The 20,053-nt window shown below is 67.0% G+C and carries 22 protein-coding genes and 1 pseudogene; 10 read left to right on the top strand and 13 right to left on the bottom strand.

Annotated elements, in window-relative coordinates:
* From AC0V2Y_RS20910 to AC0V2Y_RS20900, 3 genes are all read right to left on the bottom strand, one after another.
* Positions 1–378 (bottom strand): hypothetical protein (locus tag AC0V2Y_RS20910; RefSeq protein ID WP_475418362.1); only part of this gene is annotated, 378 nt, incomplete at its 3' end.
* Positions 379–483: 105 nt separating this feature from the next.
* A complete protein-coding gene (locus tag AC0V2Y_RS20905) occupies positions 484–1,284 on the bottom strand; it encodes a TOTE conflict system archaeo-eukaryotic primase domain-containing protein (protein ID WP_475417612.1) in 801 nt (266 codons plus the stop codon).
* A gap of 47 nt (positions 1,285–1,331) precedes the next feature.
* Positions 1,332–2,867: an MFS transporter gene (locus AC0V2Y_RS20900; RefSeq protein ID WP_475417611.1), complete on the bottom strand. Its 1,536-nt coding sequence runs from the start codon at positions 2,865–2,867 to the stop codon at positions 1,332–1,334.
* A 118-nt stretch (positions 2,868–2,985) separates the two neighbouring features.
* Between AC0V2Y_RS20900 and AC0V2Y_RS20895 the strand changes: the two genes are divergently transcribed.
* Positions 2,986–3,846, top strand: coding sequence for a LysR substrate-binding domain-containing protein (locus tag AC0V2Y_RS20895; RefSeq protein ID WP_475417610.1), 861 nt, complete (start codon positions 2,986–2,988; stop codon positions 3,844–3,846).
* On the opposite strand, the gene AC0V2Y_RS20890 is transcribed toward AC0V2Y_RS20895, so the two are convergent.
* Complete coding sequence (locus AC0V2Y_RS20890; RefSeq protein ID WP_475417609.1) at positions 3,826–5,214, bottom strand: MFS transporter; 1,389 nt, start codon at positions 5,212–5,214, stop codon at positions 3,826–3,828. The two genes, AC0V2Y_RS20895 and AC0V2Y_RS20890, sit on opposite strands and share 21 nt — an antisense overlap.
* An 89-nt stretch (positions 5,215–5,303) precedes the next feature.
* Between AC0V2Y_RS20890 and AC0V2Y_RS20885 the strand changes: the two genes are divergently transcribed.
* Both AC0V2Y_RS20885 and gstA read left to right on the top strand, forming a co-directional pair.
* Positions 5,304–6,206, top strand: a complete 903-nt coding sequence (locus AC0V2Y_RS20885; RefSeq protein WP_475417608.1) for a LysR family transcriptional regulator — start codon at positions 5,304–5,306, stop codon at positions 6,204–6,206.
* A gap of 109 nt (positions 6,207–6,315) precedes the next feature.
* Complete coding sequence (gene gstA / locus AC0V2Y_RS20880; RefSeq protein WP_475417607.1) at positions 6,316–6,930, top strand: glutathione transferase GstA; 615 nt, start codon at positions 6,316–6,318, stop codon at positions 6,928–6,930.
* On the opposite strand, the gene panB is transcribed toward gstA, so the two are convergent.
* Positions 6,927–7,763 (bottom strand): 3-methyl-2-oxobutanoate hydroxymethyltransferase, encoded by an 837-nt coding sequence (panB, locus tag AC0V2Y_RS20875; protein ID WP_475417606.1) that lies wholly within the window; start codon positions 7,761–7,763, stop codon positions 6,927–6,929. The two genes, gstA and panB, sit on opposite strands and share 4 nt — an antisense overlap.
* A gap of 9 nt (positions 7,764–7,772) precedes the next feature.
* A complete protein-coding gene (locus AC0V2Y_RS20870) occupies positions 7,773–8,219 on the bottom strand; it encodes a PaaI family thioesterase (RefSeq protein WP_475417605.1) in 447 nt (148 codons plus the stop codon).
* Between the two features lie 245 nt (positions 8,220–8,464).
* On the opposite strand from AC0V2Y_RS20870, the gene AC0V2Y_RS20865 reads away from it, so the two are divergent.
* Positions 8,465–9,256, top strand: coding sequence for an AraC family transcriptional regulator (locus AC0V2Y_RS20865; protein ID WP_475417604.1), 792 nt, complete (start codon positions 8,465–8,467; stop codon positions 9,254–9,256).
* Between the two features lie 74 nt (positions 9,257–9,330).
* Entirely contained in the window at positions 9,331–10,437 is a 1,107-nt protein-coding gene (locus AC0V2Y_RS20860; protein WP_475417603.1) for an acyl-CoA dehydrogenase family protein, read from the top strand.
* A 35-nt stretch (positions 10,438–10,472) separates the two neighbouring features.
* Here AC0V2Y_RS20860 and AC0V2Y_RS20855 read toward each other — a convergent pair whose 3' ends face one another.
* Positions 10,473–10,964, bottom strand: coding sequence for a (R)-mandelonitrile lyase (locus AC0V2Y_RS20855; protein ID WP_475417602.1), 492 nt, complete (start codon positions 10,962–10,964; stop codon positions 10,473–10,475).
* A gap of 244 nt (positions 10,965–11,208) precedes the next feature.
* Between AC0V2Y_RS20855 and AC0V2Y_RS20850 the strand changes: the two genes are divergently transcribed.
* The 3 genes from AC0V2Y_RS20850 to AC0V2Y_RS20840 all read left to right on the top strand — a co-directional run bounded on the left by AC0V2Y_RS20850 (position 11,209) and on the right by AC0V2Y_RS20840 (position 13,483).
* Complete coding sequence (locus AC0V2Y_RS20850; protein WP_475417601.1) at positions 11,209–12,042, top strand: HDOD domain-containing protein; 834 nt, start codon at positions 11,209–11,211, stop codon at positions 12,040–12,042.
* 92 nt (positions 12,043–12,134) lie between these two features.
* Positions 12,135–12,566, top strand: a complete 432-nt coding sequence (locus AC0V2Y_RS20845; RefSeq protein WP_034788152.1) for a hypothetical protein — start codon at positions 12,135–12,137, stop codon at positions 12,564–12,566.
* Positions 12,563–13,483 carry a DUF2145 domain-containing protein gene (locus AC0V2Y_RS20840; RefSeq protein WP_475417600.1) on the top strand — a complete coding sequence of 307 codons (921 nt, stop codon included), beginning with the start codon at positions 12,563–12,565 and terminating at the stop codon, positions 13,481–13,483. Before AC0V2Y_RS20845 ends, AC0V2Y_RS20840 begins: the two co-directional genes overlap by 4 nt.
* Here the strand turns inward: AC0V2Y_RS20840 and AC0V2Y_RS20835 are convergent, their stop codons facing one another.
* From AC0V2Y_RS20835 to AC0V2Y_RS20815, 5 genes and pseudogenes are all read right to left on the bottom strand, one after another.
* Positions 13,484–14,089 (bottom strand): flavin reductase family protein, encoded by a 606-nt coding sequence (locus AC0V2Y_RS20835; protein ID WP_475417614.1) that lies wholly within the window; start codon positions 14,087–14,089, stop codon positions 13,484–13,486.
* 3 nt (positions 14,090–14,092) lie between these two features.
* Positions 14,093–14,515: pseudogene (locus AC0V2Y_RS20830) on the bottom strand (GNAT family N-acetyltransferase); the annotation flags it as partial.
* A gap of 47 nt (positions 14,516–14,562) precedes the next feature.
* On the bottom strand, positions 14,563–15,192 hold the full coding sequence (locus AC0V2Y_RS20825) for a Rossmann-fold NAD(P)-binding domain-containing protein (RefSeq protein ID WP_475417599.1): 630 nt from the start codon (positions 15,190–15,192) through the stop codon (positions 14,563–14,565).
* A gap of 45 nt (positions 15,193–15,237) precedes the next feature.
* On the bottom strand, positions 15,238–16,518 hold the full coding sequence (locus tag AC0V2Y_RS20820; protein WP_475417598.1) for an arsenic transporter: 1,281 nt from the start codon (positions 16,516–16,518) through the stop codon (positions 15,238–15,240).
* A gap of 121 nt (positions 16,519–16,639) precedes the next feature.
* Positions 16,640–18,295, bottom strand: a complete 1,656-nt coding sequence (locus AC0V2Y_RS20815; RefSeq protein ID WP_475417597.1) for a DUF4394 domain-containing protein — start codon at positions 18,293–18,295, stop codon at positions 16,640–16,642.
* 176 nt (positions 18,296–18,471) lie between these two features.
* On the opposite strand from AC0V2Y_RS20815, the gene AC0V2Y_RS20810 reads away from it, so the two are divergent.
* Together AC0V2Y_RS20810 and AC0V2Y_RS20805 are read left to right on the top strand one after the other, a co-directional pair.
* Positions 18,472–18,780: a 7(1) septoil knot domain-containing protein gene (locus AC0V2Y_RS20810; RefSeq protein WP_475417596.1), complete on the top strand. Its 309-nt coding sequence runs from the start codon at positions 18,472–18,474 to the stop codon at positions 18,778–18,780.
* Between the two features lie 22 nt (positions 18,781–18,802).
* Positions 18,803–19,387: an Hcp family type VI secretion system effector gene (locus tag AC0V2Y_RS20805; protein WP_475417595.1), complete on the top strand. Its 585-nt coding sequence runs from the start codon at positions 18,803–18,805 to the stop codon at positions 19,385–19,387.
* Here AC0V2Y_RS20805 and AC0V2Y_RS20800 read toward each other — a convergent pair.
* Positions 19,377–20,053: IclR family transcriptional regulator (locus AC0V2Y_RS20800; protein ID WP_475418361.1), on the bottom strand; the 677-nt coding region annotated here is incomplete at its 5' end. The genes AC0V2Y_RS20805 and AC0V2Y_RS20800 overlap by 11 nt on opposite strands.

The following is a 20,053-nucleotide window of genomic DNA, read 5'->3' as shown; positions in this document are numbered from 1 at the left end:
GTCATGGCAATAAAATATTATAAGGGGCGTGTCGTGCGAATACACCATCGCATCGTCGCGCGAAGGGACAAAAATATCCGACCAATTTTCTATACAGAACACGCTGCTGCATGAGAAGCGCGCGTCTTCTCCAAACACCACGACAAGCTGCTGCGCACCCGGCACGCGCGCGCGTAACCATCGAGTCGCACTGGCCGCATCCGCTCCGAAGTCGAAGCGTTCGAGCGAACCCACGGTGCTGCCGTTCAAGCCGGGATGCGTCTTCGAGTCATAAAGGCCGACCAAGTCATATGCACGGCGCGCACCATCGGCATCAAGCCAGACGATCTCCGCCGAATGATGTTTCAACTCCTCAAGCCGCCAATGCGTTGCGTTCAATATCTCTCGAAATCTACAATATTCATGGCCGTGCGTTCGGCGAGTGAAGGAAGCAGCCTGCAATGACGCCTGTCGCCAACGCAGGAACGCCAGCAGTGCGCCCCGCTACGGCAACCTGTGCCGGAACGTCGGCTCGATGTTGCGCGCATGCAGCCAGCGCACGATGTCTTCCAGGGTGGCGTCCTGCAGCAGCAAGCCTGGCGCGGTGGCGGAAAATGCAACAGGCGATGCGGCCACGGGAACGGTTGCGGGCGCAGCAGGCTCCGCCAGCCCCGCATGCCCCTGCAGCTTCGCCAGCGCCTGCGCGAACTGGGCCGGATTGATGCTGCGCAAGCTTTCCAGGAAACCCAGCTGGGCGGCGGGCGGCGGCGGCATGTCCAGGCCAGGCTCGTCGACGAAGGCGGCGCCCATGCTGGGGTGGATGAAGGCGGCCCACTTGCCAGACGGCTGCAGGCATGGCGGCAGCGCCGCCTGTTCCACGTAGGCGGGCGGCGCTACAGCGAGGATATCGGTCGAGGCGGGTAAGAAGGTGGACCGCAGCAGCTGCACGAACTGGCGCGCCTGGGCGGCGGGCACGGGCGTGGCCAGTGACAGCCATAACTGAAACGCGGTGCCCGAGATGCTGACGGCGGGCGCCGGCAAGTCCAGCTCGTGCTGCAGCGCATTGGCGATCGTGCACAGCGCGCTCCAGTGCGCCTCGCCGCCGCCCTTGCCGCCAAACTCCAGCACCAGCGCGCGCGCCAGGCCGTGCCCGCTCACCAGGCGCACGGCCACCGTCTGTTCGCCCGCCAGGTGGCGCGCCAGCACGGCCGGCATCAAAGGCTGCATGCCGCCCTGCGCATCGACGTAATGCTGCTGTTCCTCGAACAGGTACAGGCGGGTGAGTTCGGAAATCAGTTTATGCATGGGCGGCCTCGTAATGACGTTGAGCAACACTTGCCAACGTGCCCCGATTATAGCCTTCCCGCCCCTGGCGCACCCACCCTCCCGGCGCCGAACACCAGCCAGCTGGCCGCGGCAAACAGGCAGGCGGCGACGCCGCCGTACAGCATCACGGCGCCAAAGCCTTGTGCCAGCGCAAGCTGGGCCACGCCGGCCGGCAGCGCGCCGGCGCCCTTGCCTGCCGACAAATCCTCCGCCATGGCGCGCACGGTGGCTGCGTCCGGTCCGCCGGGCAGATGCAGCCGCAAGGCGGACTGGATGCCTTCGACGAGAATAAAGCCCATCAGCGCGATATTGATGGACAGGCTGACCATGCGCGCGCTGATGTCGATGCTGGACGCCATGCCTGCCCGCTCGCCCGGCACGGCGCCCGTCGTCGTATTGGTGACGGGCGTATTCGTCAGGCCCAGCCCCGTGCCGGCCAGCAGGCAGCCGGGCAGGATCGTCAGCCAGCTGGCGGCGTCCGCATGACTGCCCCACAGCATCAGCAGAAAACCTGCGCCGATGGCCAGCATGCCGACAGGAATGACCAGGTCGGCGCGGTAGCGCAGCGCCAGCCGCTCGGCCAGCGGCGGCATGAGCAAGGTGGGCACCGTGTAGGCCAGCAGGGTCAGGCCCGTGCCCAGGCTGCTGTAGCCGAGGCCATGCTGCACGTACAGGGGCAGATAGATCATGAACGGCCAGAAACTGCAGTTCATGCCCGCCGAACCGAGCAAGGCGCCCGAGAAGCGGCGGATGCGGAAGACGGCAAAATCGACCATCGGTTCGGGCTGGCGCCGTTCGATGGCGGCAAACAGCACCAGGCTGACGAGCGCCACGGCCAGGCTGCCCACGGTGCGCGGGTCCGTGACACCCAGCGCCGGCCCCTGCGTGATGCACCAGGCCAGGCTGAACACGCCCAGCGACAGGGTCGCGATGCCCGCCACGTCCAGATTGCGCCGCTGCGGGTCACGCGATTCCGTCACGCCCAGGCCCGCCAGCAGCAGCGCGACGACGGCCAGCGGCCCGTGCACGAGAAATACCCATTGCCAGTTTGACAGCGCGACGATGGCCGCGCCGATGATGGGGCCAAAACCCAGGCCGATGCCAAAGACGATGCCCCAGGCACCAAACGCCCTGCCGCGCGCGGCGCCGGCCGGGAACTGCCGCGACAGCACGGCCACCTGGCAGATCAGCATGGCGCCGCCAGCCGCGCCCTGCAGCGCGCGCGCGGCGATCAGCACACCCGTGCTGCCGGCCCAGCCGCAGACCAGTGAACTGACGCCGAACAGCGCCAGACTGGCGAGCAGCAAGCGCTTGCGGCCGTAGCGGTCGGCCAGGGTGCCCGTGGCCATCAGCACCGTGGTGCAGGCCAGCGTGTAGGCGTTCATGATCCACTGCAAATCCTTGAAGTCGCCATGCAGCAGCGTTTCCAGGGTGGGCAGGATGACGGGCACGCTGGAAATTTCCAGGCCGAACATGAGCGAGGCCAGGCAGACGGCTGCCAGGGTCAGGGTATTGTGTTGCGAAGTAGTCAGGTGCATCGAAGCCTTGATGTCGGTAGTCATGGAGGCGCGCGTGGGGACGGCGCACCGCGAGCCGCCATTCTAGAAAGCCTCGACTCATGATGGAAATGATAAAATTTTGTACAATTCATTCATTTTAATCATGAATCACGGGAACCCCATGGACTTCGATACCGCCCTGCTGCGCGCCCTGGTTGCCGTAGCGGACACGGGCGGCTTTACGCGCGCCGCCGAACGGCTGCACCTGAGCCAGTCCGCCGTCAGCCACCAGATCCGCCGGCTGGAAGAGCAAGCGGGCACCGCATTGCTGGTACGCACGACGCGCCGCCTGCGCCTAACGGAAGACGGCGAGGATTTTTTGCGCCACGCGCGGCAGATCCTGGCGGCCCAGGATGCCCTGTCGCGCCGCTTCCAGCGTTCCTCGATCGCCGGCGCCGTGCGCTTCGGCGTGCCGGAAAATTTCATGGGCGCGCGCCTGCCGGCCCTGCTGGCGCAGTTCGTGCACCTGTTTCCCGCCGTGCGCCTGGACGTGACGGTGGGCACCTATCTTGACTTGCAGAAACTGGTCGCGGCCGATGCGCTGGACCTGGCCGTCATCATGGCCCCGGCCGATTGCGGCGACGAGGCGGCCGTGCTGCGCCGCACGCGCTTCGTCTGGGCCGCGGCGCAGGATTTCCGCCACGACGGCGCGCTGCCCCTGCCGCTGGCGTTTTCACCGTCGCCGTGCATGCACCGGCAAGTGGGCGTCGATGCCCTCGAGAGCGCCGGCCTCGACTGGCGCGTGGCGTTCACCTCGCCCAGCCAGCAGGGCTTGCGCGCCGCCGTGCTGGCGGGCTTGGCCGTCACGGCCCTGCCGCAAGGCGACCTGGAGGCGGGCATGGTCGTCATCGATGGCCAGCATGGCTTGCCCGCCCTGCCCGCCGCCCACTTCCAGCTCGTCTGGCGCGCCACCGGTGCCACGGCGGCGGCCGAAGCGTTTGGCCAATTGCTGCGCGAGTGGTCAGCCGCGCCCGCGGCATGACAGCACCAGCAGCAAGGCCAGCGCCAGCATGGCACTCGCGCTGCCCAGGGCAAGCGTCACGCGGTGCGCCAGCAGCGGCACGCCTGCCAGCTGGTGCGCGCCAACAGCCGAGATCGCCACAAGGACAGCCAGCCCCAGCGAACTGCCCAGCTGGTGCGCCACGTTGACGATGCCGGATGCCGCGCCCGCATCCCGCGCCGGCACGCCGGCCACGCCGGCCGCCGTCAGCGGACTGAGGGCCATGCCCTGCCCCGCGCCGATCAGCACCATCGGCAAGGCCACGCCCAACCAATAGGCCGTGCCAAGGTCGACGCGGCTCAGCCATGCCATGCCCAGCAGGGTCAAGCCCAGGCCCATGGCCAGCAGGCGCGCATTGCCGAAGCGCCGCGTCAAGCGCGGCACGCACAGGGCCACGCCGAAGTTGACCAGAGTCATGGGCAGGAAGGCCAGGCCCGTCAGCGATGGCGGATAGCCGAGCACCACTTGCAGGAATTGCGTGGTGAAAAAGAAGAAACCGATCATGGCGCCCAGGAACAGCACCCTGGCCCCGTACGCCGCATTGCGTTGCCTATCGGCAAAAAGACGCAGCGGCAGGATCGGTTGCGCGGCGCGCCGCTCGATGAATATGAAAGCGGCCAGCAGCAACATGCCCGCCGCCAGCGTACCTTGCGTCAGGAAGTCGCCCCAGCCGGCGCCGGCCGAGCGGATCAGGCCATACACGAGCGCCGTCATGCCGATGGTCGAGCTGGCGGCGCCGGCCACGTCGAACGAGCCCCGGCTGCGCGCGCTTTCCGCGATGTAACGGCGCGCAGCCGCCAGCATGGCCGCGCCGATGGGCAGGTTGAGGAAGAAACCGACTCGCCACGACAGCCATTCGGCCAGCGCGCCGCCCAGCACCAGGCCCACACTGGCGGCGATGCCGGCCACGGCGCTGTACAGGGCGATGGCCCGCGTGCGTTCGCGCCCTTCCGCGAACGTGGTTTGCAGCAAGGCCAGGGTCGACGGCGCCAGGATGGCCGCGCCCACGCCCTGGATGGCGCGCGCGGCGATCAGCATGGCCGGCGACCGCGCCAGGCCGATGGCCAGCGACGCCACGGTGAACAGCGCCAGGCCCAGCTGCAGCATCCTGCGCCGGCCGAAAACGTCGCCGGCGCGCGCGGCCAGCAGCAGCAAGCCGCCAAACGTCAGGGTGTAGGCGCTTTGCACCCAGGCCAGGCCCGTGTCCGTAAAGCCCAGTTCCTGATGGATTTTCGGCAAGCCCGTCAACACGATGGACGTGTCGAGCACGATCATCACATAGCTGACGAGGATGATGGCGAGGATGGCCGCCTTGTGCGGCGCGGCGGGGATAGCGGGGAGATTTTTCATGCCGCCACTGTATGCCTTCCCCATTACGATGAATAGATGCTAAAGTCCGCATGAACTTATTAGTCTCACTAATAAATGGAAAGTCATACATGGCACAAACCAACTTCAACGATATCCTCGCCTTCGTGGCCGTGGCCCGCGCAGGCAGTTTCACCCGGGCGGCGGCCAAGCTGGGCGTGTCGCAGTCGGCGCTGAGCCAGACCGTGCGCGCGCTGGAAGAACGGCTCGGTCTGCGCCTGCTGGTGCGCACCACACGCAGCGTCTCGCCCACGGATGCGGGTGAACAGCTGCTGCGCACGGTGGCGCCCCGCTTCGACGAAATCGAGGCGGAGCTGGCCCTGCTCAGCGAACGGCGCGACAAGCCTGCCGGCAACATCCGCATCAGCGCGGGAGAACATGCGGCGCTGACCATCCTGCAACCGGCCATCGCCCGCTTGCTGCCCGAATATCCCGACATCAATATCGAAGTCGTCGTCGACAATGGCATGACCGACATCGTCGCCACGCGCTGCGACGCGGGCGTGCGCCTGGGCGAGCAAGTGGCCAGGGACATGATCGCCATGCCGATCGGCCCGGATTTCCGCATGGCCATCGTTGCCTCGCCCGCGTATTTCAGCCGCCATGCGCCGCCCGTCACGCCGCAGGACTTGATGGCGCACAACTGCATCAACATGCGCCTGCCCACCCTGGGCGGCCTGTTTGCCTGGGAATTTGCCAAGGATGGGCAGGAGCTGAAAGTACGCGTGGAAGGACAGATGATTGTCAACAACATGGCCATGCGGCTGCATTCGGCGCTCGATGGCCTGGGCCTGGCCTGCATGGCCGAAGATATCGTCCTGCCCTGCCTGGCCGATGGCCGCCTGGTCCGCGTGCTGGACGACTGGTGCCCCACGTATGCGGGCTACAAGCTGTATTACCCGAGCCGGCGCCACCCGTCGCCCACGTTTACCCTGCTGCTCGACACCTTGCGCTATCCATCTCCGACCGTTTGAGCCAGCGCAAGCCGTGAGCGGACGCGGACGGCAAAGTGAACGAACACGCATTTACCGTGCGGCGGCGCAGGACTATAGTGGCTGCTTTCCCACCTGTTCAAGGATCGCCATGAAACTCTTTTATTCGCCGGGCGCCTGCTCGCAGGCACCGCACATCATCCTGCGCGAAACGGGGGCGGCCTTCACCCTCGTGAAGGTCGACCTGGGCCGGCACCGCACGCAGGAAGGCGGCAATTACTACGACCTCAACCCGAAAGGCCAGGTCCCGCTGCTGGCGCTCGACGATGGCACGACCTTGAGCGAAGGCCCCGTCATCGCCCAGTACATCGCCGAACAGGCCGGCAGGCAGGACCTGCTGCCGCCCGTGGGCAGCTTTGCCCGCTACAAGGTGCTGGAATGGCAGAACTACATCACGTCCGAACTGCACAAATCGTTCAGTCCCCTGTTCGATCCCCGCTTCGACGCCGCCACCAAGACCTTATTCATTGAGCAACTTGGCAAAAAATTCAAGTGGGTGGACAGCCGCCTGGAAGGCCGGCCCTATCTGACGGGCGACACCTTCACCGTGGCCGACGCCTATCTGTTCGTCGTCACGGGCTGGGCGCCGAACGTGGGCGTGGATTTGTCCGCGCTGGCGCATCTGCAAGCCTTCCTCGCAAGAGTGGCCCAGCGCGACAGCGTCAAGGCTGCTTGGGAAGCGGAAGGATTAGCCAAGGCGGCTTAAAAGCAGTGTTGCTGAGCAGGGAAAGACCGCTCCTTGACGGCGCTGACATAGGCCGTGAAGGCGCCGCCAATGCTGGCCTGCCCCGTCATGAAGTCGCGCACGAAGCGCGCCTTCTTGCCTGGAAACACGTTGAGCATATCGTGCATGACGAGTATCTGGCCTGAACAATCGGGACCAGCGCCGATGCCGATGGTGGGAATGGCCAGCAGCGCCGACACTTCCCGGCCCAGCGCGGCCGGTATGGCTTCAAGCAGCAATAGCGCGGCGCCAGCCGCCTGCAGGGCCAGCGCGTCGGCTTTCAAGACTGCCGCGCTTTCCGCCGTCTTGCCCTGCACCTTGAAACCGCCCAGCTGATGCACGGACTGCGGCGTCAAGCCCAGGTGGGCGAACACGGGGATGCCCCGCTCGGTGAGAAAGCGCACGGTATCGCACAGCCAGCCGCCGCCCTCCAGCTTGACCATGTGTGCACCCGCCTGCATCAACTGGACGGCGTTGGCATACGCCGCCTGCGGCGTGGCATAGCTGCCGAACGGCATGTCGGCCGCCAGCACGGCCGTACGGTTGCCGCGCGCCACGCTCGCCGTGTGATAGGCGATGTCGGCCACGCTGACGGGCAAGGTCGTGCCCTGCCCTTGCACCACATTCCCCAGCGAATCGCCGACCAGCAGCAGCTCCACGCCGCAAGCATTCATCAGGGTGGCAAAACTGGCGTCATAACTAGTCAGTGCGGCAATTTTTTTCCCCGCGTCGCGCATGGCTTGCAAGGCTGGCACCGTCAACGGCTTACTATGCGGCAAGTGTTCACTCTGGTCTGGGGCGGGCATAGTTTTCATTTCGTTAAGTTAAGTTTTCTCGGACTTGCCGTGCATCACCATGATGGTTTGCTGCATCAGCGCACACAGGGTTTCCTGGCCATCCTTGACGGCAAACACTTCGGCTTGCGTAACGATCAGGGTGCGGCCGGGCCGCATCACCTTGCCGCGCGCAATCAGTCTCTCGCCATCGGCGGGCGCCAGCAAATTCATCTTGTATTCCACCGTCAGCACGGACGCGCCTTCCGGCACCATGGTCATGGCCGCGTAGCCGGCGGCCGAGTCCGCGATCATGCCCACCACCCCGCCATGCACGAAGCCATGCTGCTGCTCGATACCGCTCCAGTGCGGCACGTGGATTTCCGTGCTGCCATGCGCCACCACGGGCAGGCTGGCCCGGATCAGGGTCATGGCGTTCTGCAAATCGAAACTGGCGCGGACTCGGTCGGCGAATTGCGGGTCGGGAAGTCGTGTCATGGTGAAATACTTTCTCAAGTGAACAGAAAAAAGAACTTATGGCACCACTCTACCCTGCTTCTAGCGCGCCGCGAACAACACGGTCAGGGTGCCGCAGGCACTGACCAGCACGATGCCGGCCAGCAGCACGCCGGACAGCGGCGTCAGGATTCCTTGTTGCATATCGGAGTCCTCATTATCAACGGTGCGGCTTTTCTTGATATAGTGAGAATCCGACAGCCCCTCTTTCAATGCAGCCAACCACAATGCCCGTGCCCACCGCAAGACATCTGCTGCTGGCGCCCTACAGCGGCGCCCTGCCAGCCGCCATCTGCTTTCGCAGCGCCGCCATGCCCGCGGCGGCCATGTATCCCAGCCACAGCCACTCCTGGGGCGAGTTCGTGTATGCGCTCAGCGGCGTGGTGGAAGTGCTGGTGGCCGGAAAACACTATCTGGTGCCGCCCCAGTACGGCATCTGGCTGCCGCCCCGCGTGGCGCATACGGGGCAGAACCGCCATCCCGCCTGCCACAGCTCGCTGTACGTGAGCGAAGCACTGTGCGGGGAGCTGCCAGCCGCGCCGTGCGCGCTGGCCGTCACGCCCTTCGTGCGCGCCATGCACGAGCACTTGCGCGCCCACCCGCCCGGCTTGCCGCAGACGATTCATGAAAAGCGCCTCTTGCATGTCTTGCTGGACCAGCTGGCGCGCGCCACGCCCGTGGGCAGTTACCTGCCCAGCTCGGATGACCCCATGCTGGGCAAGGTGCTGGCCATGCTCGACAGCAACCCCGGCGACGACCGCCCGCTGGCCGCGCTGGCGCAGGCCGTCAACACCACGGAGCGCACGCTGATGCGCCGCTGCCAGCGCGACCTCGGCATGAGTTTCGCCCAATGGCGCGCGCGGTTGCGCGTGATCAAGGCCATGGCCATGCTGGAAGCAGGCCAGACGGTGGAAAGCATCGCCTTCGACCTGGCATATGCCAGTTCCTCTGCCTTTATCACCATGTTCCGCAAGGTGACAGGCGAGACGCCGGACGAGTACCGGCGGCGCAGTACCTAGCCGAACGCGCCAGGCGCCCGCAATGACCCGCGCTGTGCGAAAATGCCCGCCTTCGCCATTGCCGGACTTTACTCATGCCGCACGCTGCTCTCGCCACCCTTGCCACCCTTTCCGGGCGCGACGCCCGGCGCATTGCGCGCCACGCCCAGGCAGCCGACGCCGCCCGCTTCCTGCACCCGGCCCAGCAAGCCTTGCTGCACCGGCGCGGCTGGCTGACGATGCTGGCGCCGCGCAGCGCGGGCGGCGCCGAGCTGCCCCTGCCGCAGGTGGTGCGCCTGGAAGAAGCCGTGGCCGCCGTCGACGGCAGCATGGGCTGGGTGCTGACCCTGTGCGCGGGCGCCGGCTGGTTCGCGGGCTTCCTCGCACCAAGCATGGCGCGCGCCATCATCGGCACGCCGCGCGTCTGCCTGGGCGGCAGCGGCGCGGCCACCGGCTACGCGGAGGAAGAAGGCGACGGCTACCGCATCACGGGCAGCTGGGACTACGCCAGCGGCGCGCCGATGGCGACCCACTTCACCCTGAACGCCCGGCTGCAGCGCGCTGGCCGGCCCCTGCTCGACGAACAAGGCAAGCCGCGCATCCGCGCCTTCCTCGTGCCCGCCGCCCTGGTGCAGCTGGTGCCCTCGTGGAACAGCATCGGCATGCGCGCCAGCGCCTCGCACAGCTACCGCATCGACGGCGCATGGGTCGGCAAGGAACACGGTTTTACCATCAGTCCGGAAGCCGCGACGGCCGACGGCCCCCTGTACCGCTACCCGTTCTATTCACTGGCGTATGTCACCCTGGCCGCCAACGTGGCCGGCATGGCCGCGCATTTCATGCGGCTGGCCGAAGAATGCATGCGCCACCGCCGCCATGCGCGCGCCGGCCTGCCGCTGCTGGAGGTGCCGGAAGTAATATCCATGTTGCAAGGAAAGAAAGACGCATTGATCGCCGCCCGCGCCCGCTTCTACGCCGTGCTGGACGACAGCTGGGCGCAGGTGGCCGCCGGCGCGACACTCGACGAGCACGCCATGCAGGCCGTGCAGGCCGGTTCGCTGGCTTTGGTGGCCGTGTGCCGCGCGGCCGTCGACGGTCTGTATCCGTATTGCGGCCTGTACGCGGCGCGCGAAGACAGCGCCATCAACCGCGTCTGGCGCGATTTCCATACGGCCAGCCAGCATGCGTTGCTGCTGCCGTAGCGTAAACGCGCCGCGCGGCAACGCCAGCCAGCGTCTTAGCGCGGATAACTGTCGTCCGTCACCTGCTCCAGCCAGCTGACCGCCGATCCGTCTTGCGCCTCGGCAATGGCGACATGCTGCATGGCGGACGTGGCCGTCGCACCATGCCAGTGCTTGACGCCGGGCGGTATCCACGCCACGTCGCCCGCGGCCAGCGCCTGCAGCGGGCCCTGCCAGTGCTGTACCCAGCCCTGGCCTTGCGTGACGATCAGGGTCTGGCCCAGCGGATGCGTATGCCACGCCGTGCGGGCGCCGGGCGCGAAGGTGACGATGCCGCCGCCCACGCGGGCCGGAGACGGCCGCTGGAACATGGCGTCGACCTCGACCGTGCCCGTGAAATAGGCGGCGTCGCCCGTGATGGCGGGCATGACGGCGGCGCGCGTGACGGTGACGGCGGCGTGTGTGGCAGTTGCCTCGGCAGACGCGGAGGCAGAAACGGCCCCGGCGGGCAGGCAAAGCGGCAAGAGTGCCGCGGCGTATCGATGCATGTCTGGTTTCCTTTCTTACCGGTATGATTAACCCCACGGGCAGCCGGGCAGCCGGCTGCGCCTGTCCTGGCAAGTCCAGCTTAACAGCGCTGGCCCGCGCTGATTAGCGGCGCAAAGCCACTAGCGCCTATAAGCTGGGCTGATGAATGGATCGATGCGCGGCCGATGGCAGAAAGGCATGCGAACGCCATGCCAGCCGCATTGCCTGATAATATGGAGACATCGCTACTTCCCTGCCCCATCCATGCACGTCAACACGCTCAGCAGCCTGGCGCAACTTTTGGCCAGCGCCGAAACGGAAACCCTGGCCTTTCCCACCAGCATCAATACGGCCCTGCTCTTGCAAAAGGAACTGGCCAATCCGGATTGCCATTCGGCCGACATCAGCCGACTGCTGCTGTGCGAACCGACCTTGTCGGCGCGCGCCGTGGCGCTGGCCAATTCGGCCCTGTTCGCGCCCGGCCAGGCGCCCGCCATCACCAGCGTGCGCGCCGCCGTCGAACGGCTGGGCCACCGCAACCTGTATGCGCTGGCGACGGCGGCCGTCATCCGCCAGCTGAACGCGGGCATCCGCGACGAAGCCTTGCGCGCCCATGCCACCCAGCTGTGGGCGCACACCGTGCACGTGGCGGTGCTGGCGCATGCGCTGGCGGGCGCCGTCACGCACACGGATGCCGACACGGCGCTGTTCGCCGGCATCGTGCATGAAGTGGCAGGCTTCTATTTGCTGGCCCAGGCCGACAAGACCCCGGGCCTGTACGCCCAGCTGGAAACGCAGATGGCGTCCACGCTGGAAGTGATCGGCCGGGGACTGATGCGCCAGCTGGGCGTGCCGCAGCAGGTGGCCGACGCCGTCAACGCCTTGCCCGGCTCGACCATCATGCTGCCGCCCGAAGGCTTGCGCGACACCCTGCTGCTGGCCAAGGCGCTGGCGCCCGTGCCTTCGCCGCTGCCGCAGGCCGGCATCACCGTCAACGCGCCGCTGCAAGCCTACCTGGAGCACGATCCCGTGCTGCAGGCGCTGCGCACGCAGCCGTCGGCCGAAGCGAAGGGCCTGATCGAGGTGCTCCTCAGCTGATGGCCGATCTGCTATGATGGCGCAGGCCGGGATGGACCCGGTCCGCTTTCATTGATGTCCACTGGAAAACTGCCTTGACTACCTCCTTACGCATGCTCGGCCTGGCCGCAGCTCTGACCATGGCGTGCAACGCCAACGCCGACAGCTTCGTTTCCTCGGCCTCCAGCGCCGGCTCCCAGTCGAGCGGCAGCATTTCCGATTCGCTCAACGGTTCGAGCAACAGCTCCTCGCGCGACAACAAGGTGGCCAATGGCCCCTACCGCATCATCGACGTGGCCGCCGTGCCGGGCCGCGACGGCATGACGCGTTTGACCATGCAGGCCGACGCCACGGCCACGCCGCTGGTGCTGGACTTGCCGCAGGCGGCGCTCGACAAGCAGCAGCTGGCGCAGGGCGACGTGGTGCATGCGCAAAACCGCGCCTACGGCATCGAATTCTCGCGCAACGACACGCGCGCCGCCTTCTTCCTCGTGCTGGCCGACGACTGGTACGGCGAAATGGCCACGCGTCCCGTCAGCCTTTGATCCGTTTTCGCCTGCACCGCCCGGCACTGCTGCTGGGCGTCATCGTCAGCGCTGGCGCCGCGCAGGCAGGCACCTCGCTCGCCTCGTCGCGCTTTTGCGACCGCGCACAGGAACTCACGGCAACGGAACAGGATCGCCTGCTGCGCTTTGCCGCCGTCGTGCGCGAGGAACTGGCCGCCAGCGAAGGCAGCGTAGCCCTGATCAGCCGCTCCGGCCTGGACCTGGCCCGCTTCGGCATCCGCTATTCGCACGCGGCGCTGGCCTGGCGCCACGACAATGACAGCGGCTGGTCCGCGCGCCAGCTGTACTACGCCTGCGACGAAGGCCGCCCGCGCATCTTCGACCAGGGCACGGCCGGTTTCGCCATGGGCACGGCCAATCCTGCGCTCGGCTACATCTCGCTCGTGAAACTGCCGGCCGAAACCGTGCCGCCCCTGCGCCGTGCCCTGCTCGACCCCGTGCGCGTGCAGGATCTGCTGGCGGGCCGCTACAGCGCCAACGCCTACGCCTTCAATTTGAAATACCAGAACTGCAATCAGTGGGTGGTGGAAATGCTGGCCGCCGCCTGGGGCGAACTGGCCGCGGGCGGCGACTTGCGCGCGCGCGCCCAGGACTGGCTGCGCGCCGCGCCTTACACCCCCGCTCCTGTGGACGTGGGCGCCCGCTGGCTGATGCTGGGATCGATCTTCGTGCCCCTGGTGCACATGGACGACCATCCGCCCGAAGCCATCGGCACCATGCGGCTGGCAGTCAGCCTGCCGGCCAGCCTGGAAGCGTTCGCGCGCCAGCGCCTGCCCGCCAGCGAGCGCGTGGAAATCTGCCACGACGGCAAACAGGTGGTGGTGCACCGGGGCTGGGAACCGGTCGCCGACGGCTGCGTGCCCGGCCCGGACGACCGGGTCATCGCGCTCGACTGATTACATCTGCGCGTCGAGCGCCTCGCCGATCGCATAAAAACGCCCGCCGGCGATGTAATGCAGGCTGCGCCACGATGCATCGGCCTCCTCGAAATGCCAGTGACCGTCGCGGAACACGCGCGTGTCGGCCCAGGCCCCTACCACTTCGCCGATGAACAGGTCATACGCAGCCTGGTTGTGCGGCTCGGGCAGCAGGCGGCAGGCCAGCCAGGCGGAGCATCCGGCCACGAACGGCAAATCGCAACCATCCATATGAAACAGCTGCACGCCGGCGCGCGCCAGCTTGTCGGGCTGCGCATCGAGACTGTGCGTGCCCACCGCATGCGTCAGCCGCAGCTGCGCCGCCGTCGGCACCTGGATGACGAAGCTGCCGCTGCCCTCGACCAGCGCGCGCGTGCGCGTGGCCTTGTCCAGCACCACGGTGAGTTTCGGCGGCGCGAAATCGAGGGCGCAGGCCCAGGCGGCGGCCATCACGTTGTCCACGCCAGCATGGCGGGCCGAGACGAGGATGGACGGGCCATGATTGAGCAGGCGATACGCCTTTTCCAGCGGCACGGGGGCGATATGGCGATGTTCAGGCCCCCTGCTTTTCAGGGACAGGAGCATGTCCCACTGGTCGATGCCGGGCCCGAAGCCATCCGGCGTCACCTTCACGGGCTCAAAGCCGAAGCGCGCATAAAACTGCTGCGTATGCTGGCTGGTGTTCATGCTCACCTTGGCCACGCCAGGCATGGCGCGTATCGCGTCCAGGCGCGCCTGCGTCAGCGCGCGACCCAGTCCCTGGCCGTGCAGATCCTGCGCCACCATGCCCCAGCACAGGCTGGCGACGCTGCCACCCGCCTCGATGGCATGGCCGCCGCAGGCGACGATGCGGCCGTCGCGCAGAATCACCAGATACGGATGCGTCGAGGTATCGAGCCAGGCGGCAAAGTCCGCGCGCTCGGACGGGTCGAAAAAGCGCGGCGTATTACCGTCGAACAGGGCCAGGCAGGCGTCCCGGTCGCCGGCCCGGTAAGGACGTATTGTTTGCATTTTCCGTACTCAAAAGAACATGAATGCCGATTATAGGCGATGCGCATTCATGCCAGTTGCTCCGAACTGACGACGTGCACGCCCGGCGCGGCGGCCAGCGCTGCTTCCAGCAGGGCGGCGGCGATGCGCGGCGCGGGATTGATGCGCCAGCGGCGCGGCAGCATGGGCCCCAGCACGCGCAGCACGCGCAAGGCGGCGCCCTCGCCCGCGCGCGCCTGCTCGCGCTCGCCGCCGATCAACCCGGGCCGCACGCAGGTGAGCGATCTAAAACCCAGCTGCTCCAAGTCGCGTTCCAGCTCGCCCTTGACGCGGTTATAGAAGATGCGCGAGGCGGCGTTGGCGCCGGCGGCGGAATTGAGCGCATACGTGCATGTGCCAGCCGCCAGCGCCAGGCGCGCCACGGCCAGCGGGTAATCGTGGTCCACGCGCCGGAACGCCTGCCGCGTGCCGGCCAGCTTCATGGTCGTGCCCAGGGTGCAGATGACGGCGTCCGCCTGCCACCACGGCGCGCCGGGCGGCAAGCGGTCGAAATCGACGAGCGGCGCATCGAGCTTGGGATGCGCGGGCAAGGGCTGGCGCACGGGCGCGACGACCTGGCTGACGCGCGCGTCACTCAGCGCCAGGCGCAGCACTTCACGGCCCACGAGGCCGGTGGCGCCGACGAGCAGTAGTTTCATGGCTTTCCAGTTAAAGTTGCTGTCAGCCACCACCATACACGGAACTCAGGACAGGCGCAGCGCCAGCGCCGCCAAGGTCACCAGCAGCACGGGCACGGTCAGCACGATGCCGACGCGGAAATAGTATCCCCACGAGATGTGGATATTCTTACTGTCGAGCACGTGCAGCCACAGCAAGGTGGCCAGGCTGCCGATGGGCGTGATCTTCGGCCCCAGGTCGCTGCCGATCACATTGGCGTAGATCATCGCCTCGCGCACGGCGCCCTGCGCCGTCGTCGGGTCGATGGCCAGCGCGCCCACCAGCACCGTCGGCAGGTTGTTCATCACCGACGACAGCAAGGCCGTCAACACGCCCGTGCCCATGGCCGCGCCCCACACGCCGTACTGCGCAAAGTGATTCAGCATGCCCGTCAGGTAAGCCGTCAAGCCCGCATTGCGCAAGCCGTACACGACCAGATACATGCCCAGCGAAAAGACGACGATCTGCCACGGCGCATGGCGCAGCACGTGGCGCGTGGAAATCACGTGGCCCTTGCCCGCCACGCCCAGCAGCAGCGCGGCGCCCACGGCGGCGATCAGGCTGATGGGCACGCCCAGGGCTTCTTGCGAGAAAAACCCTACCAGCAGCAGCGCCAGCACCAGCCAGCCGGCGCGGAAGGTCCCCATGTCGCGGATGGCGGCGCCCGGGCGCTTGAGTTGCGCCACGTCATAGTCGCGCGGAATATCCTGGCGGAAAAAGAGCAGCAAGGCCGCCAGGGTGGCAAGCACGGCGACGACGTTGACGGGCACCATCACGGACGCGTACTCGGCAAAGCCGATCTTGAAATAGTCGGCCGAGACGATATTCACCAGATTCGACACCACCAGCGGCAGGCTGGCCGTGTCCGCAATAAAGCCGGCCGCCATCACATAGGCCAGGGTGGCTTTGGCGGAAAACTTCAGGGCCCGCAGCATGGCGATGACGATGGGCGTGAGGATCAGCGCGGCGCCGTCATTGGCGAACACGGCGGACACCAGCGCTCCCAGCAAGACCAGCAGCACGAACAGTTTTCTTCCGCTGCCGCCGCCCCAGCGCGCCACGTGCAAGGCGGCCCACTCGAAAAAGCCGGCCGCGTCGAGCAGCAGGCTGATGATGATGACGGCAACAAAGGTGCCGGTGGCGTTCCACACGATATGCCAGACGACGGGGATGTCGCCCCAGTGGATCACGCCGGCCAGCAAGGCGACGCCAGCGCCGATGACGGCGCTCCAGCCGATGCCCAGGCCGCGCGGCTGCCAGATGACGAGGATGAGTGTGGCGAGAAAGATGAGGAAAGCGGTCAGCATGCGGCGAGGGTCCCGTGCGGTGCGGCGTCGCGGGCACCATGCGCCGCAGCCTGTGAACGTCAACAATAATTCCATAATACTGGAATTATTGAATGAATGCAAAGGCCGCGGCGGGACTGCCTTATTTCAGCGCGATGGCGATATCGGTCAAGCCCACCGTCCCATTGCCGATGGCGGAGGCGGCCGGCGTGGCCGCGCCGCCGCTCAGCACCGCCGCGCCCGTCGCCAGGTCGATGCGGTACAGTGCGCTGGGGCCGCCGGCCGCCGTGCGCAGGGCCGCCAGAACCAGCCCGTTGGCACCGCCCGCGATATCGAAGCCCACGTCGCCCGCCACGGCAACGCCGAGCGCGCCCGCCCCCACAGTGGCCAGGGTGCCGTCATTCGGCGGATTCTGCAGGGCGAGACTGGCGCTGGCCGTGTCGATATCGAACAGCATGGTCGCCGCCGCGCCCGCGAAGCTGTTGGTATAGGCGGCCGCCGTCACGGCCGGCGCCGCGCCCGCCCGGTTGATAGCGCCATCGGTGGTGGTGGCGCCCGTGTCGGCATTGATGCGCAGGCTTTGCCCCGTGTTGCCGATCACGCGCAGGCGGTCGGCCACGGGGTTGAAATCGACTCCAAAGGCCGTGCCGGCGATGGCCGTGTACGGCGCGCTGGTATCGAGCGCGTCGGCCGCCAGCGTCGCCTTGACGGCGACGGCGCCCGTGGCCGGATCGATGGTGACGATGCGGGCCGCGGAGGAAATACCGTACAACAAGCCATCCTTGGGACGGATGTCAAAGCCCAGCAGGCGCTCGCCCGCCGCCAGGCCCGTGACGGCCAAGTTGGCGTCGAGCGTGTTCGGCGTGGCCGTCTTGAAGGTGACGATGCGGCCATCGTCCGTCAAGCCGTAGGCGACGGGCGCCGCCGGCGGCGTCAAGGCGATGCCGCGCAGCTCTTCCGTCACGCCGATGGCCGCCACCAGCGTCGCCGGTGCCGTGGCCGCCGCCAGGTTCACGGTGTAGAGATTGCGCGCGCCGGCCACCGTCATGACGGCGTAGCCCGTATTCGTGCGCGCATCGATGTCGAAGCCGGCCACGCTGGTGGCCGCCACGCCGAGCGGCACGGCGCCGGCCAGGGTGCCGTTGTTGGGCGGATTTTGCGTGTACAGGGTGGCATTGGCCCCATCGATCACAAACAAAGTGGTGCCGGCCGTGCCCGCGAAACTGTTGGTATAGGCGGCGGCCGTGATGGCCGTATTGCCTGCGCCGCCGTTGATGTTGCCATCCGTGGTGGTGGCGCCCGTATCGGCATTGATGCGCAGGCTTTGCCCCGTGTTGCTGACGATGCGCAGGCGGTCGGCGACGGGATTGAAATCGACGCCAAAGGCCGTCCCGGCCAGCGCCGTATAGGGTGCCGTGGTGTCGGCCGCATCGGCCGCCAGGCTGGCTTTCACGGTGGCCACGCCCGTACCGCCATTCAAGGTGTAGAGCCGGCCCGTGCTGCCGACGCCGTAGAGCTGGCCATCGGCGGGCCGGAAATCGATGCCCAGCAGGTTTTCCCCCGCCTGCAAGCCCGTCACGGCGACCGTGCTGCGGATGGTGGCCGGCGCGGCGCGGTCGAACGACAGCAGTTGATTGCTGGCCGTGAGCACAAACACATCGCCCGTGACGACGGGAGGCGGCGCTGGCGTGACGACGGCCTCATCGTGGTGGCCGCCGCCCCCGCAGGCGGACAAGGCGATGGCGACGGCGGAAGCGAGCAGCAGCCTGGAAAATGGCAAGGATGGCAGCGTGGACATGAGCGTGGCTCCGGTAAGTGAGTGAAGGGACGTGCCGCCCAAGCCGCTGTGGCAGCGAGCGCACCCCGGTACTACCCGCCATGCGCGCATTTGGATGCAGCGGCGCAAAAAAAGTGTTCACGCCGCCATTTTTACTTATCTTTAGGCAACTTAACCGGTGTATAGTCGCAGGCACGATGAGAACTGGGGTCAGGAAAGTGGCGCGCATCTATCAGACCAACAATATGGGCGAAGCCGACGTGCGGGTAGCCATCGTGCAGCGCGGCAATGCCGACCTGCTCGTGCACCGCGCGGCCAGCTGGGGCCTCGCGCATGGCGACGCGCAGTGGTTCATCACGCGCGAGCGCCAGGATGCCACGGCCAGCGTGTACTTCACCTCGCAAGGCTTTGCGCAGCTGACCATCTGTTTTGTCGACCAGGCCGGCGAAGCAGGCTGGACCAGGCCACATCGGCTCAAGGGCTGCCTCGCGCACGGCGGCGGCTGACACTCAAGCGGAGGAATGCGTCATGGATTTGATTTTGCTCGAACCCGGCAACGGGGAACTCGTGTTCGGCAAGATGCCGGACGGCTGTATCGACAGCAGCGGCGGCAGCCTGATCGACAGCGCCTGGCGCGATAGCGGCGCGCTGCAGGACATGGGCCGCTGCATCGAACTCGTGTCATTACATCAGGGCATGAAGCAGCAGGTGACGACCGACGTCAGCAATGCGGCGCGCACGTCGGGGCGGCCCGTGATCACGGAATTTACCTGTGTCAAATATGTCGATGCGATCTCGGTGAAACTGTACGAACTGTGCCTGAGCGCCCAGCCGCTGGGCAGCGGCGCGGCCCAGCCGACCAAACTCTACATCGCCCGCAACTCGGGCGACAAGACGGTCAACATCATCACCATCGCCCTGCGCGACGCCCTGATCAGCGAAATCCAGCTGCAATCCCATCCCAACGACATGCCGACCGAACAGTTCAAGCTGAACTTTACGGAAATCCTCTGGAGCTACAGCGTGCAGCAGGCGGACGGCCAGCCAGCAGCCCAGCACACGACGGGCTGGAGCCTGGCGCGCAACCGCCCGATCGGCGCGTTTACGGCTTGACACCGAGCACGGCTTCGACTTCCGCCTTGCACTGCAATAGCGCCGACAGCAGCAGCTCCCGCTGAGCGTGGAAACGCAGGGCCGGCACGCCCAGCGACAGCGCGTAGCGCTCGCTCGTGCCCGTGTTCAGGGCCACGCCGATGCCGCACACGCCCGGCGCATGCTCTTCCATATCGACGGCGTAGCCTTGCGCGCGCACCTGCGCCAGGTGCGGCAACAGTTGCGCAAGCGCCGCGATGGTCTGACCCGTGCGCGCTTCCAGGCGTTCGCCGAACAGCCGGCCCAACGCCTCGTCTGACAGACCCGCCAGCAGCGCCTTGCCATGCGCGGTGCAGTGGATCGGGTAGGCCGTTCCCACGGCCGAGACGACGCGCAGTTCATGGTCGGAACAATACTGGTCCACCGACACCGCATGCAGGCCGCGGTACACGCACACGTCGACCGTTTCGCGCGTGCGCCGGCCCAACGCTTCCGCATGCGGCCGCAGGACCGCCACCACGTCCGTATGCGCCGACGCGGCCAGGCGCGCGATGGCCGGCCCCAGCTTCACCCCGCCGGCGCCGGAACTGACCAGTTGCTGGGCTTCCAGCGCGGCGACGATGCGGTGCACCGTCGTGCGCGGCAAGTCCGCGCCCTTGGCGATCTGCGCCAGGCTCAGGCCGCCCG

Source organism: Janthinobacterium sp. BHSEK (genome assembly GCF_056174685.1).
This window is presented reverse-complemented; position numbering and strand designations above follow the sequence as displayed.

Excerpts from the sequence above, each read along its gene's own strand:
- AC0V2Y_RS20825 (WP_475417599.1), bottom strand. The coding sequence starts at position 15,192 with ATGAAACTACTGCTCGTCGGCGCCACCGGCCTCGTGGGCCGTGAAGTG.
- panB (WP_475417606.1), bottom strand. The coding sequence starts at position 7,763 with ATGAAAACTATGCCCGCCCCAGACCAGAGTGAACACTTGCCGCATAGT.
- AC0V2Y_RS20810 (WP_475417596.1), top strand. The coding sequence starts at position 18,472 with ATGAGAACTGGGGTCAGGAAAGTGGCGCGCATCTATCAGACCAACAAT.
- AC0V2Y_RS20900 (WP_475417611.1), bottom strand. The coding sequence starts at position 2,867 with ATGACTACCGACATCAAGGCTTCGATGCACCTGACTACTTCGCAACAC.
- AC0V2Y_RS20885 (WP_475417608.1), top strand. The coding sequence starts at position 5,304 with ATGGCACAAACCAACTTCAACGATATCCTCGCCTTCGTGGCCGTGGCC.
- AC0V2Y_RS20865 (WP_475417604.1), top strand. The coding sequence starts at position 8,465 with ATGCCCGTGCCCACCGCAAGACATCTGCTGCTGGCGCCCTACAGCGGC.
- AC0V2Y_RS20855 (WP_475417602.1), bottom strand. The coding sequence starts at position 10,964 with ATGCATCGATACGCCGCGGCACTCTTGCCGCTTTGCCTGCCCGCCGGG.
- AC0V2Y_RS20845 (WP_034788152.1), top strand. The coding sequence starts at position 12,135 with ATGCTCGGCCTGGCCGCAGCTCTGACCATGGCGTGCAACGCCAACGCC.
- AC0V2Y_RS20805 (WP_475417595.1), top strand. The coding sequence starts at position 18,803 with ATGGATTTGATTTTGCTCGAACCCGGCAACGGGGAACTCGTGTTCGGC.
- AC0V2Y_RS20890 (WP_475417609.1), bottom strand. The coding sequence starts at position 5,214 with ATGAAAAATCTCCCCGCTATCCCCGCCGCGCCGCACAAGGCGGCCATC.
- AC0V2Y_RS20850 (WP_475417601.1), top strand. The coding sequence starts at position 11,209 with ATGCACGTCAACACGCTCAGCAGCCTGGCGCAACTTTTGGCCAGCGCC.
- AC0V2Y_RS20815 (WP_475417597.1), bottom strand. The coding sequence starts at position 18,295 with ATGTCCACGCTGCCATCCTTGCCATTTTCCAGGCTGCTGCTCGCTTCC.
- AC0V2Y_RS20820 (WP_475417598.1), bottom strand. The coding sequence starts at position 16,518 with ATGCTGACCGCTTTCCTCATCTTTCTCGCCACACTCATCCTCGTCATC.
- AC0V2Y_RS20870 (WP_475417605.1), bottom strand. The coding sequence starts at position 8,219 with ATGACACGACTTCCCGACCCGCAATTCGCCGACCGAGTCCGCGCCAGT.
- AC0V2Y_RS20905 (WP_475417612.1), bottom strand. The coding sequence starts at position 1,284 with ATGCATAAACTGATTTCCGAACTCACCCGCCTGTACCTGTTCGAGGAA.
- AC0V2Y_RS20835 (WP_475417614.1), bottom strand. The coding sequence starts at position 14,089 with ATGCTCCTGTCCCTGAAAAGCAGGGGGCCTGAACATCGCCATATCGCC.
- AC0V2Y_RS20860 (WP_475417603.1), top strand. The coding sequence starts at position 9,331 with ATGCCGCACGCTGCTCTCGCCACCCTTGCCACCCTTTCCGGGCGCGAC.
- AC0V2Y_RS20895 (WP_475417610.1), top strand. The coding sequence starts at position 2,986 with ATGGACTTCGATACCGCCCTGCTGCGCGCCCTGGTTGCCGTAGCGGAC.
- gstA (WP_475417607.1), top strand. The coding sequence starts at position 6,316 with ATGAAACTCTTTTATTCGCCGGGCGCCTGCTCGCAGGCACCGCACATC.